The following is a 17,433-nucleotide window of genomic DNA, read 5'->3' as shown; positions in this document are numbered from 1 at the left end:
GATGGCAATAGAATCGCCACGCGCGAGTGCGCCGCTCGTCCAGCCGCGCGTGACATTTCTCGATACGCGCTTTCGTACGCGCGTAGTTGTGTTCCCGGACGGTTCGGTGCTGCCCGTCATCAAGGGCGAAGCGCTCGCGCACGAAGCGTCGCATATCGAGTATCTCGACGCGCATTCGGACTTCAAACGGCTTGAGGGCCGCGCATGAGCGCCATCGATGAGATGGTCGGCATGGACCGATGGACCGGCGCACCGCTGCGCGGCCTTGCGCATCTGAAGCAAAGCATCGGCGACATCCTCGGCACGCGCCGGGGCACGCGCCGCGAACGGCCGGAGTACGGCTCGGACATCCCGGCGATGGTCGACCTGCCGATCACGCGCGGCTGGATCTCGTCGGCGCAGGCGGAAGCCGCGCGCGCGATCGGGCGATGGGAGCCGCGGATCAAGCTCGATCGTGTCGCCGCGCTTGCCGTCGTCGACGGGCGCGTGACGTTCGAGATTCGCGGCGACATTGACGGCAAGGCGGAGATCTTCGAGGTGACGGTATGACGATGATCGATCTGTCGCTGCTCGATCCGCCCGATCTGGTCGAGATGCTCGATTTCGAAGTGGCGTACCAGATGAAGCTCGCGTACTTCAAGCGCATCTATCCGGACTGGAGCGCCGCGCTCGAATCCGATCCGGTCGTCAAGCTGATCGAGCTGGCGGCATACGATGAGATGCGTTTTCGCGCACGCGTCATCGATGCCGCGCGAGCGACCATGCTCGCGTACGCGACCGGCGCGGATCTCGAACACGTCGCCGCCCTGATGGGCGTTGAAAAGGCGCTCGTCGATCCCGGCGATCCGAACGCGACGCCGCCGCGTGCGCCGGTTTACGAGCGCGACGAGCGGTTCCGATTGCGCACGCAATTGGCGATCGAGACGTCGACCGACGCCGGGCCGATCGATGCGTATCGCAAGCACGCGCTCGACGCGTCGCCGGAGGTGCTCGACGTGCAGATCGATCGCCCGGAGCCGGGCACGGTTCGCGTGACGATCATGTCGCAGTCGAATGGCGGTGTCGCAGACGACGCGTTGCTCGGGAAGGTGCGCGCCGCATTGTCCGCCGAAGACGTGCGGCCGTTGACCGATACGGTGCTCGTCGTACCGGCCCGGCCGGTTGCGTACGCGATCGAGGCGGACGTCTACGTCGGGCGTGGTCCGGATCCAGCCGTGGTGCTGGCCGAGCGCCGGCGCGATCTCGATGCCGCGATCGACGCGGCACGCCGGCTCAAGCTCGGGATGGCGCGATCGGCGATTGCGGGCGCACTTCACCCGCGTGGCAGCAGCGTCGCGCGTGTCGATCTCAAGGCCCCGCCGCGCGACGTGATTTGCAACGGGCAGGAGTTCGCCGACTGCACGTCGGTCGTCCTGAATCTGAAGGTGCTCGATGAGTGAGCCGCTATTGCCGTCGAATCAGACGCCGCTTGAAGCCGCGCTCGCGCGCGTGCTGCGGCCGAGCGTTGATCCGGAGATCCTTCGCACGCTGATGGACGTCGATCGATGTCCGGCGGCGTTCCTGCCGTGGCTCGCGTGGTCCGTCGCCGTCGACGGGTGGGAGCTGGCCGAGTCGGACGATGCGCGGCGTGCGCTGATCAAGGGATCGTTGGCGCTGCACCGAAAGAAGGGCACGCCGTGGGCGGTGCGCGAAATCGTTCGGCGGCTCGGCTTCGGCGAAATCGAGATACAGGAAGGGCGGGTCGCGAAGCGTCGCGACGGCACAGCGCTGCGGGACGGCAACTATGTTCACGGCCGCGCGAGCGCGTGGGCCGAGTACATCGTGAAGCTGAAGCGACCGGTGACGCGTGACCAAGGGCAGGCGCTGATGCGCGCGATTGAGCGATACGCGCCCGCGCGCAGTCAACTGGTCAAGCTCGATTACTCGGCGGTCGCGATCCGACATAACGGCACGGCCGTCCGCAACGGCCAATATTCTCGGGGAGTGGTGGCAGCATGGCAAACCTGAAAGAACGTGCTCAGTGGGAAGACGGGATTTACCAGTTGGAAACGTCGGATCCCGTGATGGGCGGTCCGGACGGGATCGACAACGTGCAGGCGAAACAGCTTGCCAATCGGACGCTCTACCTGAAGGGGGCGATCGAGCAGCAGGACAGCGGCAAGGTGTCGAAGGCTGGCGACGCGATGGCGGGCGCGTTGCTCGGCAAGGTCGGATCGGGGACGGCGAGCAACGCCGGATTCGGCTTTGACGGCGACCCCGATACGGGTCTTTTCTCGCCGAAGGCGGGCGTCGTCCAAGTCACTTTGAAGGGCGTGCCGGCCATCGAACTGTCGGCCGATCGCAGCGCGTTTGCCAAGGGCGTGAGCGCCGGGCTCGATCGCGGCGACGGCGGCCAGTTGCGCGCCGTCGGCAAGGATTACGGGGCATTCCTGCGCAACGACGACGCGTCGGTCTACCTGCTGTCGACGAAAAAGGGCGATTCGCTCGGCACGTGGAGCGACTGGCGGCCGTTTTCGTGGGCGCTCGCAACCGGAAAGGTGCTCATTGACGGCAGCGGCGCGGGGACGACGCTCGGCGGCGCAGTCGAAGCGGTCGGCGATCTGGCCGTTGCGAAGACGGCGGGCGAGGGCCATATCCGACTTGGCCCGCTCGATGGCTACTTTTACGCGAGCAAGTTCGGCGTCGGCTGGTGGTCACCGACGGTTGGATCGTTTCAGTACGTGATCGAGGATCGCACGTTCCGTATCGACGGCAAGCCCGTCTGGCATCAGGGGAACCTGTTGCCGCTCGATCTGAACAAAGGCGGCACGCTGAAGGGCGACCTGATGTGCGAGCCGGGCACGCGCGTCGTCTTGTCGGAGGGCAGCGTCGGGTTGCCGTCGCTCACGTTCGGTAACGACGGTGCGCCGGATACGGGCCTGTTCCATATTGCCGACGGTCACTTCGGCGTGGCGAGCAACGGCGTGCAGACGGTTCATTTCGCACCAGACGGCACGTATTTTGATCGACCGGCTTTCGGCGTGCATCCGCCGGGCGGCGATCGGTCGAGCCGATACGCGACGACGCAATGGGTTGCCGATGCCATTGCGACAACGGCGGTCGGACAGATCGTCTTCGAGATGCGGACGAGCGTGCGGGCCGGCTATCTGAAGTGCAACGGCGCGGTGCTGAAGCGCGCGGACTATCCGGCGTTGTGGGCGTACGCGCAGGCGAGCGGCGCACTCGTTGCTGAGAAAGATTGGTCGACAGGCAATTGGGGGTGTTATTCGGACGGTGACGGCGCAACGACGTTCCGCATTCCGGAGTTGCGAGGCGAGTTCCTCCGCTGTTGGGATGACGGCCGAGGCTTTGACGTCGACCGCAAGATTGGCACGATGCAGGACAGCCAGAACCGCTCACACGCGCACGGTGCATCCGCCGATGGGGTGGGCGATCACAACCACACCGCGTGGACCGACGTTCAGGGCTGGCACGGGCATCACGGCTGGACGAACGCCGTCGGGGATCACCAGCACGTCTCGCCTTGGGGGGAAAACCCGAATGCCTACAATCCGCCGTGGGGAGTTTGGGGAGGCGGCCTCACCAGCGGCTCGGGAAGCAGTGACGGAGACAACGTGTGGGGAAACACGAGTCCGGCCGGAAACCATAACCACGAGTTCAACACCGAGGGTTCGGGCAATCATCAGCACAGCGTTGGAATCGGTGCAGCCGGCGGGCACACCCACGCCATTCACGTTGTGGCGGACGGCGGCAACGAATCACGCCCGCGCAATGTCGCGGTCATAGCGATGTTGCGAGCCTACTAAACAGGGAGATCACACATGCTCTGCAATCAATACGACAACGCGACGGGTCAATACGTCGTGAGCTTTCTGGCGGACATCGATCCGCTCAATTCGAAGCGGTGGCTCGTGCCGGCGTTCTGCACGGCCGAGCCGCTGCCCGAGCGCCCGCCGCTCACGTGGCCGTTCTGGAAGGACGGCAAGTGGGTGCTGCTGCCCGACTATCGCGGCGTGCGTCTGTACCGCACCGACAGCGGATCGCCGGCCGAGATCACGCGTGCCGGCGTGAAACCGGAAGACGTCGGCTTGACCGAGACGCCGCGCCCGTCCGACGAGCACGTCTGGCGCGATGGCGCATGGTGCGTCGACGAACGGATCGTCGCGCGCAAGCAGCGCGAGGCGGCGATGAACGACTTCACGTCGCGCATGGAGACCGCACGCACGAAGAATCGCGGCAAGGCCGACGCGCTCGCGGCCGGCCAGCTCGATCATTTCGAGCGCGCGCTGTTCGAGGCGTGGGCCTCGTATCAGATGGCGCTCGTGCGCGTCGTCGAATCCGCCGAGTTTCCGGCGTCGCACGCGTGGCCGGACGAGCCGGACGAGGAGACGATTCGGATCGCGGTCGCGGAGAAACTGCGTGCCGCCGAGGCGGAGAAGCGACGGGAAGAGGCGGAAGGCGATGAGGTGCCAGCCGATCCGGATCCGTCGCTGCCGCCGCAGTAATCGCCGCTTACTCGCAATCGAAGCCGCTTGCCCAAGCGGCTTTTTTCATTTCTGGAGACCTGAATGGGTGCTACCTCGTTTTATCACGGCGTCACGACGACGATCGTCGACGTCGGCCCACGGACGATCGCCTTGCCGTCGTCGTCGGTGGTCGGCCTCGTCGACACGTATGCGCCGGGCGCGGATCTCGTTCAACCCGACGTGCCGGTGCGGCTCACGAGCGAACACGACGCGGCGCAGGCGTTCGGCGAGCATAGCGCCGTCGCGCGAGCCGCGCGCGCGATCTTCGCGCAGAGCAAGGCGGCGATCGTCGCGGTCGGCGTCGAGAAGAAGGGCGACGCCGCGCAGCTCGCGTCGGACGTGATCGGCGGCGTCTCGGCGGCCGGCAAGCGGACCGGCCTGCAAGCGCTGCTCGACGGCAAATCGCTGTTCAACCTGCAACCGCGCCTGCTGATCGCGCCGGGCCACACGTCGAAGCAGGCGGTCGCGACGGCGGCCGACGTGCTTGCGAACAAGCTGCGCGCGATCGCGATCCTCGACGGCCCGAACACCGACGACGAGGCCGCGATCGCCTACGCAAAAAACTTCGGCAGCAAGCGGCTGTATCTGGTCGATCCGGGCGTGCGTTACTGGGACACGGGCGCGAACGTTGACGCCGATGCGCCGGCGTCCGCCTACGCGGCGGGCATGTTCTGCCAGACGGACGCGGTGATCGGCTTCTGGGCGTCGCCGTCGAACAAGGAAATCGTCGGCATCACGGGCACGAGCCGGCCGATCGAGTTCCTCGATGGCGACGAGACGTGCCGCGCGAACCTGCTGAACAATGCGTTCGTCACGACGATCATCCGCGACGGGGGCTTTCGGCTGTGGGGCAACCGCACGTTGTCGGCCGATCCGAAATGGACGTTCGTCACGCGCGTGCGCACGCTCGACATCGTCATGGACGCGGTGCAGGCCGGCCACAAATGGGCGGTCGACCGCGGCATCACGGCGACCTACGTGAAGGACGTCACCGAAGGGCTGCAAGCGTTCATGCGCGACCTGCGCACGCAAGGCGCGATCATCAATTTCGAGGTCTACGCAGATCCGCGCCTGAACAGCGCGAGCCAGCTCGAACAGGGCAAGGTGTACTGGAACATCCGGTTCACCGACGTTCCGCCCGCCGAAAACCCGATCTTCCGCTTCGAGGTCACGAATCAGTGGCTCACGGAAGTGCTCGATACCCAATCGTAGGAGGTGAACCTTGGTTCCGGAAACGCTTTTCAATCTCGCGATGTACGTCGACGGTCGCGGCTTCGTCGGCCGCACGACCGAGGTGACGCCGCCGAAGCTGAAGATCAAGACGGACGACTTTCGCGCGGGCGGCATGGACGCCTCGATCAAGACGGATCAGGGCATGGAGCCGCTCGAAGCGTCGTTCGCGATGTCGACGCTGGAGCGCGACGTGCTGAAGTTCTTCGGCATCGCGGACGGCACCGCGTTCAACGCAACGTTTCGCGGATCGTTCCGCGACATCAAGGGCGGCTCGAAAGCCGTTGCCGTTCACATGCGCGGCATGCTGACCGAGGTCGATTCCGGCTCGTGGAAGCCGGGCGAGAAGGCTGAAATCAAATACGCCGCGTCGCTGAACTACTACAAGCTGGAGATCGCGGGCTCGGTCATGCATGAGATCGACGTGTTCGGCTTCGTGCGCGTGATTGACGGCGTCGATCAGCTCGCACAGGTGCGCCGCGATCTCGGCATGTGACGCGCGGCAAAGCAACTTTGAACCCGAGGGGCGCGTCGTGCGCCTCTTTTTACATTTGGAGGAAACACGATGGACACGATCACGATCAAGCTTGAGTACCCGATCACGCTCGACGGCGTGCTGCGCGATTCGCTGACGATGCGCCGCCCGAAGGTGCGCGACGTGCGCGGCGCGAGCAAGCGCGCGCAGGACGATGACGAGCTGCGCGAGATCACGCTGTTCGCGATGCTCGCGGACGTCGCGCCCGACGAGCTGGAACAGATGGACATGGCCGATTACGGCGCGATGCAGCGCGCGTACGACTCCTTTCGAACCCCTGGCCCGATTGCACGAAAAGACCGTCAAGGCGATGGCGAAGCGTCTGCTGCGTGAGTGCGCGGTCAGTCCGCAAGCGGTTGACGATCTGACGCTTGAGGATCTGGTGTGGTGGTTGACGGACTGATGTAACAGGGAGCGGAGATGGCACGCGAAATCGCGTTGGGGATCGTGATCGGCGGGGCGGTATCCGCGACGTTCGGCAAGGCGATCTCCGACACGCAATCGAAGATCGTCGGGCTGCGCAAGACGGCCGCCGAAAAGGGCATGTGGCAGCGCCAGATTGGCGAGACGATCAAGTTACAGGACGAGTTCCGTCGCCTGCATCGCGCGGGCGACAGCGCGGCCGAGGCGATCCGGCGCAAGCTGGATTCGAATCTGCGGACGTTGCGCGACGCCGGCATCGAGGTCGACCGGCTCGATCGCGCGTATACGCGGCTCGGCCGTACCGCGCGCGGGCTCGAACTGCGCGCGATGGGGCACGAGCGCCTGAGCGGCGGCCGGGAGGCGATGCGCGGCGCGATTGGCGACTCGATGAAGCTGACCGCCGCGATCGCGGTGCCGACGATGGTGTCGGCGCAGTATCAGGCGATCATCCGGGACATCGCGATCAAGGCGGGCATCGCGCGCACGGGCGAAGAGCGCGCGATGTCCGACCGGATCCGGCGCGACGCTTCGGCGAACGGGATGAACCGCAACGAGCTGACCGAGGCGGTGAATCAGATGGTCGCGGCCGGCATGGATGTCGACCGGGCGCTCGGCTTTGCGCCTGCCGTCGCGAAGTTCGCGATCGGGCAGGGGGCGACGAGCGTCGAGACGGCGAAGATGATTCAGGCGCTGGAGCAAAACGCGGACATCAAGGATCCGGCCGCGATGCTCAAGGCGCTGGAGGCGATCGCGTATCTCGGCAAGGAAGGCTCGTTCGAATCGGTCGACATGGCCCGCTGGTTCCCGGTGCTGCTCGCCGAAATGAAGAAGATCGGCATCACGGGGCAGGATTCGGTGACGCAGTTGGGCGCGATGCTTCAGGTGCAGATGAAGACTGCGGGCAACGCCGACGAAGCCGCGAACAACCTGAAGAACTGGTTCTCGAAGATCGGCTCGGGCGAGACTGAACGCAACTACAAGAAAGCCGGCGTCGACTACGAAGCCAAGATGAAGGAGGCGATCGGCAAGGGCTGGTCGACGCTCGAAGCGTCGTTCGTGCTCGCGCGCGCGTACATCGAGCGGGTGGATCCGGCGAAGGCGAAGCAGTTGGCTGAGGCGGCGAAGTCGATCAACGCCGAGCTGGATCCGGCCAAGCGTCAGAAGCAGATCCGCGCGTTCGAAGAGACGATGAAGACGGGCGACCTGTTCAACGACATGCAGGTCAAGGCGGCGCTCACCGCGTACTTGCAAAACGCCAATCTCTACTCGAATCTGAAGCGCAATGCCGCGTCGGCGAGCGGCGAGATCGAGAAGGATCTCAAAGACCGTCGCGACGCGTCCAAGCAGATCTGGAAAGAGGTTGCGGATCAGTGGGACGAGGCAATGCGCAGCATCGGCGACGCACTGCGGCCGGTGACGGATATTGCGGGCGAGCAGGCGAAGAAGGCCGGCTCGAAGGTGCGCGACATCGTCGATTCATCGCCGCGCGCAACGGCGGCTGTCATCGGCGTCGCGGGCGCGGCGATCGCGTATCGCGGTGCGCGTGCGGCATGGTCGATTGGTCGCGGCGTGCTCGATGTCGCGCGTGGTGGTTGGTTGGCGCGAGGCGGCGAGCGCAGCGGGAAGGGCGGCAAGGGGGCGAAGCCGGGGCGCGGTGGGCAGGCACTCGACGCGCTCGGCGCTGCGGCCAACGGCGTGCAGCGTGTATTCGTCGTCAACCTGCCGGGCGGCGGCATCGGCGGCGGATCGGTCGGCGATCTGATCGAGGGCGCGGCAGGTGCGGCGAGCGGCAAGGCGGGCAAAGCCGGACGCTTCGGGCGGCTTGGCCGTGCGTTGGGCGGCATGGCCGGTCGCGTGTTGCCGTACGCGGGGAAGATCGCGCTCGCCGGGACAGTGCTGAAGGTCGGGCTCGCCGCGAAGGATGCGTACGCGGTCGCGGCCGGCGACGATCCGCGCGCGCGGAAGGCCGAGAACTTCGCGGGCATCGGCGGCAGTCTCGCGGGCGGCGTCGTCGGCGCGAAGCTTGGCGCGTCGATCGGCGCGTTCGGCGGGCCGATCGGGGCCGCGATCGGCGGCGTCGCGGGCGGGGCGATCGGCACCTTCGCCGGTCAGAAGCTGCTCGGTGCGCTCACGCGATGGGCGTTTCAGCATCGCGGCGACACGCCGGAAGGCGCGCGGGCGGTCGCGAACGCGAAGGCGCTCGTCGAGCCGGGCGTCGCCGAGCGGCGGGCGTTCAAGGTCGAGCAGCAAAACAGCTTTGCGCCGGTCTTCAACATCAAGCTGGAGGGCGGCTCGGATCAGGAGATGGCCGACCGGCTGCTCGCGCGCATCAATCCGCAGATCCAACGGGCGATGACCCAATCGATGAACAACAACCGGTCGGCGCTGTTCGATGCGCCGCACCTGTAGGAGAGCCGATGGATTTCGTGAAGAGCATCACGCAGGCGGCGACGCAGGCCAGCATCGCGGCCGAGCGCACGCAGCACGTGAGCCGCGTCTACGAGCGCAACCGCGCGGCGAGCCAGAACACGGTCGACACGTTGACGAAGCTCGTGACGGGCAACCTGACGTCGGCCGCCGAGTTGCTGAACGGCGCGAGCAGTGCGCTGTCGGTCGCGACCGATCTGAGCCCGAAGGTCGGCGAGGTGACGCGCGGGTTTCGCGCGACGGCGGGCGCGGTCGGCAGCGTGCTGCGGATCGCGAACGCGTCGAACCATCCGCAGATCCACGCGGCGGCGCAGACCGTGACGACGGCGCTGAAGGGCGTCGAGACGCAGTTCGCCGCCGTCGTCGGCACCGACACGGCGAAGGCCGTGAAATCCGTGCTGCAGGCAACCGGGCTCGGCGCGGTGTTCGATGCGCTGGGCGCGGACACGGCATCGGCTACCCCACATCTGCTGACGCTGACGACGGATGAGGGGCGGCGCTTCCACTTCGGGCTGTCGACGGCCGCGTACGACAAGCTGCGGCGCACGACACGCTACAAGGTCGCGTCGCAAGAGCGCCTGAACCGTCCGGAAGCGTTGCAGGCGGTGAGCCAGGGCGGCGAAACGATCGTGCTGTCCGGCGTCGTGTTCCCGTCGCTCGGGGCGGGTGCGCGCCAGCTCGACACGCTGCGCGCGATCGGTGGGCGCATGAAGCCGGTGCAGCTCACGGGCGGCACGGGCGACGTGTTCGGGCGATGGTATCTGCAATCGATCGAGGAAGAACAGGAGGCGCTCATGTCGGACGGAGCGCCGCGCAAGCAAACCTTCAGTCTGGAGTTTGGCCGCTATGGCGAGGACTTTAAGAACATCTGACGGCGACGTGCTCGACACGCTCTGCTATGCAGCCTACGGCACGCTGAGCGGCACCGTCGAAGCCGTCTACGAAGCGAATCCGGGCCTCGCGCGCGAACCGCAGCCGTTCCGCTCGGGCGTGTTGATCACGCTGCCGGATCTCGACGCGCCGCGCGACGAACCGATTCAGCTTTGGTCGTGAGGGCGGGCGATGCAGGCGATATTCCAGATCATCGCGAACGGCGCGGACATCACGCGCACGATTCAGGATCGCGTGCTGCGGATCCGGACGACGGACAAGCCCGGCCTCGAGGCGGACGAATGCGAGATCGAGCTCGACGACCGGGACGGCGTGATCCGCTTCCCGTCGAAGGGCGCGACGCTGAAGATCTCGCTCGGTTGGGAAGGGCAAGGACTGTCGATGCTCGGCGAATACGCGATCGACGAGATCGTGCTGCGCGGGCCGCCGGCGACGGTCGCGATCCGGGGCCGACCGGCGAACCTGCGGGCTACGTCGAAGACGCACCGTTACGGCAGTTGGTCGAACGCGAAGCTCGCCGACGTCGTTGGCGACATCGCCCGGCGCAACAAGTGGGCGGCCGCGTGCTCGATCGACGTGGTCGTGCCGCGCGCGGATCAGTTCGGTGAAAGCGATCTGCACTTCGTCACGCGGATCGCGCGGCAGTACGGGGCGACGGCGACCGTGAAGGCCGGCAAGCTGATCGTCACGCCGATCGGCGGCGGCAAGAGCGCGAGCGGCAAGGTGCTGCCGGCGCTCGTGCTCGCGCCCGAGCAGTTGATCGACTATGAGATCTCGTTTCCGGATCGTGCGAGCTTCGCGGCCGTGCGCACGAAGGTGCATGACGCGAAGTCGGGCAAGAAGATCGATCTCGTGATCCCGAATCCGGATGCGCCGCCCGGTGCAGCGGCCGTGCATACCGAGCGGCACGCGTTCGCGAGCCCGCAGGCGGCGAAGGCCGCGGCATCCGCGCGGCTGGCGAAGCTGAATCGGCACACGGCCACGAGCCGCTTGCGGATGCTCGGCCGCGCCGACGTGTCGGCGGAGAAGACGGTGACGCTGAAGGGCTTCAAGCGCGATGCGGACGGCGATTTCCTCGTCGAGTCGGTGACGCACGAATACGCGGGCCGCAGTTGGGAGACGGAGGTCGTGCTCAACGCCGGCAACAAGGGCAAGGCGAAGGCCGGACACGGCAAGAAGCAGGTGAAGAAGATCAATCTCGTTATTCCCGCGCCGCAGCCGTAACGCGGACGTTGGGCATGCAGCAGAGCCGCCACGAGGCAACTCGGGCGGCTCTTTCATTTTGTGGAGTCAATCACTGTGAAAAGCGAAATTGCGGCGAGCGCTGCGAAAAGCGCCCCGCCGGTTGCGTCGTCGCTGTGGCTGTGGGCATCGGGACACGATGCGAACTGGTGGGCGTCGCTGCTCGTGTCGATTCTGACGGGCGGCTACATCTGCCTTCAGTGCTACTACCTGATCAAGAACAAGGGGCGTCGAGGTGGCAAGCATGGTTAAGGTGCCGAAGAAGACGCTCGCCGGCGTCGTCGGTGCGATCGCGGCCGGCGTGCTGACGGTGATCGTGCCGAAGTTCGAAGGCGTCAAGCTGGTGGGCTATCTCGATCCGGTCGGCATTCCGACGAAGTGCATGGGCGACACGCGCGACGTCGTCGTCGGCCAGGCGTACAGCGAAGCCGAGTGCCGCGCGTCGCTCGAGGCGCATCTGATCACGCACGCGGAGAGCGTGCTCCGATGCACGCCGGGCCTGAAGGGCCGGCCGTATCAGCTCGCGGCGGCGGTGAGCTTCGCGGACAACATCGGGTCGACGGCCTACTGCAACAGCACGACGGCGAAGCGCTTCAACGCGGGCGACCTGCGTGGCGCGTGCCGCGCGATCAACGAGGCCGACGACGGACGCCCGCAATGGGTGACGGCGCGGGGGCGCGTGTTGCCCGGCTTGGTGAAGCGGCGGGCGGAAGAGCGCGCGATCTGCGAGCGGGGGCTGTGATGCCGAAAGCAGCTCCGTATCTGCTGGCCGCGCTGCTTGGTATGGCGGCCAGCGCGGGCGTCGAGCACCTGATCGGCGCACGCCGGCTTGCCGACGAGCAGGCCGCGCGAGCGCTCGACGCGCAACGGCACGCCGAAGCGTTGGGCGCGATCTCGCGCGCCGCGCTCGACGCCGAGCAGCGCGCGATCGCCGCGCACGAGGCAGCCACGTCGGCGGTGGCCGCCGTTGACCAACGAACCATGAAGGAGAGGATCGACCATGAAGCAGAGAATCGCAGCCTGCGGGCTGCTCTTGCCGCTGGTACTGAGCGGCTGCGCGTCGCCGTTCGAAACTGCACGGCAGCCGATCGTGACGGTCTGTCCGGCGCTTCCAGCGCCGCCGGCGTGGGCGATGGTGCCGCCGCCTACGCTGACGTCGACGCAGCGGTTGCGGAGCGCGTTTTCGGCGTCGCCGGCGACGATCAGCGCGAGATCGACAAACTGACGACCCTGCAGGGCTACGTGTGCGCGGTGCGGCCCGAGACGCCGGGCTGCGAGCGGAAGTAACGAGAAACAGGGCGGCCGGCGCGCGTGCGCGAACACGCATGACGGCCGCCTTTCCACTGTCTACGCCAGTGAATCGGCCAAGGCCCTGCTTACCTACGTAGGCGGGCCGGATTCTACACCAAGTTTAAAAACGGCTTTCACAATGGCAAATCCCATCATTCCTTGGATCGGCGGCAAGCGTCGACTCGCGGAACACATCATCCCGCGCTTTCCGAAGCACGAGTGTTACGTCGAGGTTTTCGCAGGCGGGGCTGCGCTTTACTTCATGCGACCGCCGGCCAAGGTCGAGGTGATCAACGATATCAACGGCGAGTTGGTGAACCTGTATCGCGTCGTTCAGCACCACCTCGAAGAGTTCGTACGTCAGTTCAAATGGGCGCTGACGAGCCGGCAGGTGTTCGAATGGCTGAAGCACACGGTCCCGGAAACCCTCACCGATATTCAGCGTGCGGCGCGCTTTTACTATCTTCAGAAAAGTTGCTTTGGCGGCAAGCTCGAAGGGCAGACGTTCGGAACACGGACGGAGCATCCGCCCGGCCTGAATCTGCTGCGTATCGAGGAGGAGCTATCGGCAGCGCACATTCGCCTTGCGAATGCGTACATCGAGCGGCTCGATTGGGCGACCTGCATCGATCGTTACGATCGGCCGCACACGCTGTTCTATGTCGACCCGCCGTACTTCGAGACTGAAGGGTACGGCGTTGCGTTCCCTTTCGCGGAGTACGAGAAGATGGCCGAGCGGCTGCGGTCGATCAAGGGGCGCGCGATCGTCAGCCTCAACGACCATCCGGAGATCCGGCGCGTGTTTGCCGGCTTCCACATCGAGAGCGTGCCGATTCAGTACACGATAGGCGGTGGGAAGGGCGTCGAGCGTCGCGAACTGATCATTTTCAGTTGGGACGATTCAGCGGAGCCGGCCGGGTTGTTTTGATTTCGCCACTCGAATAAAGCGACCTGCCGCCGAGACGAGCGGCAGGTCGAACAACAACCTAGGCCGATTACATGAGACTGAAATCGGAAAGACCTGACGTATCAATCTTTCCAGCGTGAAAAGTAGAGGATTGTTCGCTACATATTTGTCAATTTTGGTTAGGCGGACTTGGCCGGCGCGCTGGAGGCTGGCCGCTTTCATGTTTTCCTCAGCAGATTTGGTATCCTTATTCGCCAAAGATGGCGGTTCGCCGGTACCGATACCGCGCTCAATCGCCTGACAACAAGGGGCGCGACGCGCCCCATTCCGGCGAACCTGAGAAAAAAGGATTTGAACCATGACGTTGGGGCCACGCGGGCCGCAGGAAGCGGCGTTTGCGCCGATCATCGAGGCGATTCATCGTGGACTGTTGCAGCACGAGCGGCTGCTGAAGTTCGACACGCCGCTCGGCGCGAACACGCTTATCCGCCTGAAGGGCGGCGACATTCAGATCCACGCGCCGGGCAGGATCGACATCAAGGGCAGCATGCACAGCTTCTCAGGCCCGGCCAGCATGCCGTATCCGATGCCGACGCAGCCGGATGCGGTGTGCGTGCCGTGCCTGATGAAACGCACGGCGGGACGATCGGCGTTCGTGTCGACGGGGGGCTGATGGATACGCAAACCGTGTTCGGCGAGGCCGATTCGTTAGGGGCGCACCTATATGTGCTCGTCGACCCGTTGCAGAACGGCAGTCTGCCCGGTGCATTGTCGGTCCGGTCGGATCATGTCGCGTGCCTGATGGACGGCGGAGCGGACGTGCAGGCCGTCGCTCCCCACCTCGTCTACATTCCCCCAAGTCACTTTGAATCGGCGCGCGCATGGCTGGAACGACATGGACTGGCATCGCCGTGCGCGACGCTGCTCGCATCGCCATTGCCGCTTGCGGCGCTCGCGGAGCATCTGAAGTTGTTTCTGCGCGTGCGCTTGCCGGATGGCGAGCCGATCGTGCTCGCGTATTGGGACCCGGCGATTCTCGCGACGCTGGTCGGTTCGGCGGAAGACGAGACGCTGTTCGTGAAAGGGCCGGTGTTGTCCGACGCGCAGCGTCAGGCATGGCTCGCGCCGATCCTGAGGTGGACGTATTGGGATCGTGAAGGCGCGCTGCGTCAGATTGACTGGCGTCAGGATCGGATGCCGGCCTCCGCCGCGACGCTCAAGCCGCCGTTCAAGCTCGATCAGGGGCAGGTCGATGCATTGATTGAGGCCAGTGTGCCGGATGGCTTGCTGCTCCATTTCGACGAACACGCCCCAAAGTTGCTTGCTGATATTCCCGACCGACAGCGCTACAGATTTGTATGTCAACAGCTTGATCGTGCGCGGCGGCAAGGGATCGAGGGAGTTGGGGCGTGGCTGGAATACTGTGCGCTCGCTGCGCGGCATGGAGAGGCGTTTGGTGTAACACAGGGGGGTTCCGCGCTGCTGGAATCCATGCCCATACGGGGAGCAATTATCCCTGATGCATAGTCCGCTATTTTCCAATCAGGATGCTCAAGATGACCTTTGGCAAAATTTGGCGTGTTGTTTTGGCGGCGGTTATTGCCGCGTTCACGCTGACCGCATGTGCTGGATCTGGTGCTCGACTCGATGATCCTCTGGCAGGTGATGGGCCAGCGCTTTCGATGGTGCCGGTGAACCACACCGACCGTTACGCAGTAAACATCTTTGTTGACAAATACTGGGCAGGAGATGCCGATAAACGAAGTGGGGGTGGAGGCGCTGCTTGCTGTTTTCCCGGCGTGAAAGACTGGAGTAAACCGGTCACCGTGACATGGGAATGGGGATACGAGGAGAATCCGAAGACCAAGGCAGTCACGATGCCCGACGAGAAGCACAGCGTACAGGTGAATTTCCCGCCGGGTGGCCCACATCAAGACACGGATTGGCACAAGACGGACGCTTATCTGTGCATCATTTTGCGCGATCGCAATACTGCTGCATTGGCATTTGCTCCGGGCGCGAGCAAGTGCTTGGATAAATAGATTGTTTAATCGGGATTAGCTATGACAGTTCGACAGGCCGGCACACCGATTTCCGATAGAGAGCTTGAGCAGATTGCAATTGATGGTGGCGTCAAGCGAGCACTTAGAGAGTGTCCTGCCGACCACACTGATATGATCGCGTGCCGACTCTATCCAAAATTGTCGTTCTTCTTTGACGGGACGAACAACAATATGGAGCGGGATTTGCCGGTGAACAAGCATTCAAACGTTGCGAAGCTGTTCAGGGCGGCAAACAAGGACTTCGCGCGATTTGGCTGTTCGCCACGCTATATCCCGGGTGTCGGAACGTCCTTCAAATTCACGAAGGTTGCTGGCTATACCGAAAACCTGAAGGATGACGATGGGGGGGCGCTCGGACTTGGACTTGGTGCTGGCGGAGATCTGCGCATCAAGTTTGCGTTGGCTGAATTTTCCCGCATCCTTGAAGTGGACTGGGGGCCGGGTTCGTGGAAGCACATGCGCGAAATCACCGTGGCGATCTTTGGATTTTCACGGGGCGCAACGGAAGCACGAGCATTTGCTTGCCGATTTGTGGAGCAGAAATGCAGTAAAGACGGCGGCAAGCTGTACTGGACCGCTCCGAATGGAGTGCGCGTGCCGTTGCGCATCAATTTCATGGGCATTTTCGATACGGTCGCCTCGGTCGGTGGTCCTGCCTTGCATCTCGACTGGGCGTCGGAACTGGCGATCCCGGCCGAGGTCGAGCGTTGCGTGCACCATGTCTCGGCGCATGAGGTTCGGCGAGCATTTCCGCTCGATTCAGTGCGCGTCGATAAAACCTATCCGGGTAACTGCGAGGAAGTCGTCTATCCGGGCGTGCATTCCGATGTCGGCGGCGGTTACGGGCCAGAAGAGCAGGGGCGCGAGCAGGACTTGTCGTTGATCCCGCTACGACACATGTATGCAGAAGCTTTGCGGGCCGGCGTGCCATTGCAGCCACTAGATCAGTTGGGGCCGAGATTTCGGGACGATTTCAAGCTGGCCGACGACGCTCGGATCGTGAAGTTGTACAACGAGTATATGGCTGCACTCCCACCCGCGTTCGGCGATGGCCTCGAAGCGCTGATCCAACCGCACCGTTACCTGAACTTCCGGTGGCGCAGTGTCCTTGCTCGCAACCGTGCGGACGATCGCGTATTGGGGCGGCTCTATCAAAAAGTCGGCGCATCGTTTTGCGCGGCCGTGTCGGCCGGAACCGACGCTGACCACCCGCCATGCCAGCCGAACGAATGGGTCTATGACGTCCCGAAGGATCCCGAAGAGCAAGCCAGACAACTGTTGGGCGAGCAACGACGGCTGGAGCGGCATATCGAGTTCCTGCGCAACCCGATCGAACGCCGCCCCGGCCCGCATAGCTACCCGCCGACCCCGCGCGAACTGACTCCATACGAAAAAATGATCCTGTCGGCGTGGGACGAGCAGGAGCCGCCTTTGCTGGTTGTCGATCAACTGCTGGCCGAATACGTTCACGATTCGGTTGCTGCATTCACGTCGTGGCCCTGTGCGCTATGGGATCAGCGGGGGATCTGGTGTGACCAGCGGCGCTATCTCGCGGAGAATGACCCGATGAATGCGGGGGATTTGGCGGTGGCGTAGGCTTTTGCCAATGTCAGGGCCATTACGGCTCGGGTAGTTTTCCCGAAGAGAACCCGTGGACTTCAGCGTGAGTTGTGCGACGATGTCTGGGCGAGCGGAGGGCAACCAGAGCCGCTTTGCAATTGAACTGCGATCCGGTTAGGGCCGAATTCGCTAAAGCCCGCCGATTGCGGGTTTTTTCGAGTGCTACAAATTTGCTACAGCAACAGATGAAAGGCTTGTGGCACAAGGCTTTTGCCCCTCATTCCATCTCCTGAACTACGGGACGGAGCACTACGGCATCGCTCACGAGCGGCTTACCTG

20 protein-coding genes and 1 pseudogene are annotated in these 17,433 nt (G+C 64.5%); all 21 read left to right on the top strand.

Going from position 1 to position 17,433, the window contains the following annotated elements; translation table 11 throughout:
• Nucleotide 1: 1 nt before the first annotated feature.
• The 21 genes and pseudogenes from WT16_RS10645 to WT16_RS10550 all read left to right on the top strand — a co-directional run bounded on the left by WT16_RS10645 (nucleotide 2) and on the right by WT16_RS10550 (nucleotide 17,130).
• Entirely contained in the window at nucleotides 2-208 is a 207-nt protein-coding gene (locus WT16_RS10645) for a hypothetical protein (protein ID WP_063533302.1), read from the top strand.
• A complete protein-coding gene (locus WT16_RS10640; RefSeq protein ID WP_063533301.1) occupies nucleotides 205-549 on the top strand; it encodes a GPW/gp25 family protein in 345 nt (114 codons plus the stop codon). Before WT16_RS10645 ends, WT16_RS10640 begins: the two co-directional genes overlap by 4 nt.
• Entirely contained in the window at nucleotides 546-1,439 is an 894-nt protein-coding gene (locus WT16_RS10635; protein ID WP_063533300.1) for a baseplate J/gp47 family protein, read from the top strand. The genes WT16_RS10640 and WT16_RS10635 overlap by 4 nt, the downstream gene beginning before the upstream one ends.
• On the top strand, nucleotides 1,432-2,007 hold the full coding sequence (locus tag WT16_RS10630; RefSeq protein WP_063533299.1) for a phage tail protein I: 576 nt from the start codon (nucleotides 1,432-1,434) through the stop codon (nucleotides 2,005-2,007). The genes WT16_RS10635 and WT16_RS10630 overlap by 8 nt, the downstream gene beginning before the upstream one ends.
• Nucleotides 1,995-3,806, top strand: coding sequence for a phage tail protein (locus WT16_RS10625; protein WP_063533298.1), 1,812 nt, complete (start codon nucleotides 1,995-1,997; stop codon nucleotides 3,804-3,806). The genes WT16_RS10630 and WT16_RS10625 overlap by 13 nt, the downstream gene beginning before the upstream one ends.
• Before the next feature lie 15 nt (nucleotides 3,807-3,821).
• Complete coding sequence (locus WT16_RS10620) at nucleotides 3,822-4,505, top strand: tail fiber assembly protein (protein ID WP_063533297.1); 684 nt, start codon at nucleotides 3,822-3,824, stop codon at nucleotides 4,503-4,505.
• A 63-nt stretch (nucleotides 4,506-4,568) separates the two neighbouring features.
• Complete coding sequence (locus WT16_RS10615) at nucleotides 4,569-5,738, top strand: phage tail sheath family protein (RefSeq protein WP_063533296.1); 1,170 nt, start codon at nucleotides 4,569-4,571, stop codon at nucleotides 5,736-5,738.
• A 10-nt stretch (nucleotides 5,739-5,748) separates the two neighbouring features.
• Nucleotides 5,749-6,252 (top strand): phage major tail tube protein, encoded by a 504-nt coding sequence (locus WT16_RS10610; protein ID WP_063533295.1) that lies wholly within the window; start codon nucleotides 5,749-5,751, stop codon nucleotides 6,250-6,252.
• Between the two features lie 69 nt (nucleotides 6,253-6,321).
• Nucleotides 6,322-6,624 (top strand): phage tail assembly protein, encoded by a 303-nt coding sequence (locus tag WT16_RS10605; protein ID WP_063533294.1) that lies wholly within the window; start codon nucleotides 6,322-6,324, stop codon nucleotides 6,622-6,624.
• A gap of 87 nt (nucleotides 6,625-6,711) precedes the next feature.
• Nucleotides 6,712-9,123 carry a phage tail tape measure protein gene (locus WT16_RS10600; RefSeq protein ID WP_063533293.1) on the top strand — a complete coding sequence of 804 codons (2,412 nt, stop codon included), beginning with the start codon at nucleotides 6,712-6,714 and terminating at the stop codon, nucleotides 9,121-9,123.
• A gap of 8 nt (nucleotides 9,124-9,131) precedes the next feature.
• Complete coding sequence (locus WT16_RS10595) at nucleotides 9,132-10,013, top strand: phage tail protein (RefSeq protein ID WP_063533292.1); 882 nt, start codon at nucleotides 9,132-9,134, stop codon at nucleotides 10,011-10,013.
• Nucleotides 9,988-10,194: a tail protein X gene (locus tag WT16_RS10590; RefSeq protein ID WP_024430935.1), complete on the top strand. Its 207-nt coding sequence runs from the start codon at nucleotides 9,988-9,990 to the stop codon at nucleotides 10,192-10,194. Before WT16_RS10595 ends, WT16_RS10590 begins: the two co-directional genes overlap by 26 nt.
• A gap of 9 nt (nucleotides 10,195-10,203) precedes the next feature.
• The gene (locus tag WT16_RS10585) at nucleotides 10,204-11,256 is read left to right on the top strand and encodes a contractile injection system protein, VgrG/Pvc8 family (protein WP_063533291.1); all 1,053 of its coding nucleotides are present in this window, start codon (nucleotides 10,204-10,206) and stop codon (nucleotides 11,254-11,256) included.
• 75 nt (nucleotides 11,257-11,331) lie between these two features.
• Nucleotides 11,332-11,526 (top strand): hypothetical protein, encoded by a 195-nt coding sequence (locus WT16_RS10580; protein WP_004533694.1) that lies wholly within the window; start codon nucleotides 11,332-11,334, stop codon nucleotides 11,524-11,526.
• On the top strand, nucleotides 11,519-12,016 hold the full coding sequence (locus WT16_RS10575; protein WP_063533290.1) for a lysozyme: 498 nt from the start codon (nucleotides 11,519-11,521) through the stop codon (nucleotides 12,014-12,016). The genes WT16_RS10580 and WT16_RS10575 overlap by 8 nt, the downstream gene beginning before the upstream one ends.
• Complete coding sequence (locus WT16_RS10570) at nucleotides 12,016-12,561, top strand: lysis system i-spanin subunit Rz (RefSeq protein WP_063533289.1); 546 nt, start codon at nucleotides 12,016-12,018, stop codon at nucleotides 12,559-12,561. Before WT16_RS10575 ends, WT16_RS10570 begins: the two co-directional genes overlap by 1 nt.
• Before the next feature lie 142 nt (nucleotides 12,562-12,703).
• Complete coding sequence (locus WT16_RS10565) at nucleotides 12,704-13,492, top strand: DNA adenine methylase (protein ID WP_063533288.1); 789 nt, start codon at nucleotides 12,704-12,706, stop codon at nucleotides 13,490-13,492.
• Nucleotides 13,493-13,955: 463 nt separating this feature from the next.
• Nucleotides 13,956-14,144, top strand: a pseudogene (locus WT16_RS34365) (hypothetical protein); the annotation flags it as partial.
• Nucleotides 14,144-14,998 (top strand): DUF4123 domain-containing protein, encoded by an 855-nt coding sequence (locus WT16_RS10555; RefSeq protein ID WP_063533286.1) that lies wholly within the window; start codon nucleotides 14,144-14,146, stop codon nucleotides 14,996-14,998. The pseudogene WT16_RS34365 and the gene WT16_RS10555, both read left to right, overlap by 1 nt.
• Before the next feature lie 29 nt (nucleotides 14,999-15,027).
• On the top strand, nucleotides 15,028-15,513 hold the full coding sequence (locus tag WT16_RS30825; RefSeq protein ID WP_082874867.1) for a DUF3304 domain-containing protein: 486 nt from the start codon (nucleotides 15,028-15,030) through the stop codon (nucleotides 15,511-15,513).
• A 21-nt stretch (nucleotides 15,514-15,534) separates the two neighbouring features.
• Complete coding sequence (locus tag WT16_RS10550) at nucleotides 15,535-17,130, top strand: DUF2235 domain-containing protein (protein WP_063533285.1); 1,596 nt, start codon at nucleotides 15,535-15,537, stop codon at nucleotides 17,128-17,130.
• Nucleotides 17,131-17,433 lie beyond the last annotated feature (303 nt).

This window comes from Burkholderia sp. MSMB1589WGS (assembly GCF_001636105.1).
Taxonomy (GTDB): domain Bacteria; phylum Pseudomonadota; class Gammaproteobacteria; order Burkholderiales; family Burkholderiaceae; genus Burkholderia; species Burkholderia humptydooensis.
The sequence above is the reverse complement of the archived record's forward strand: the minus strand, read 5'-3'. Positions and strand labels throughout refer to the sequence as shown.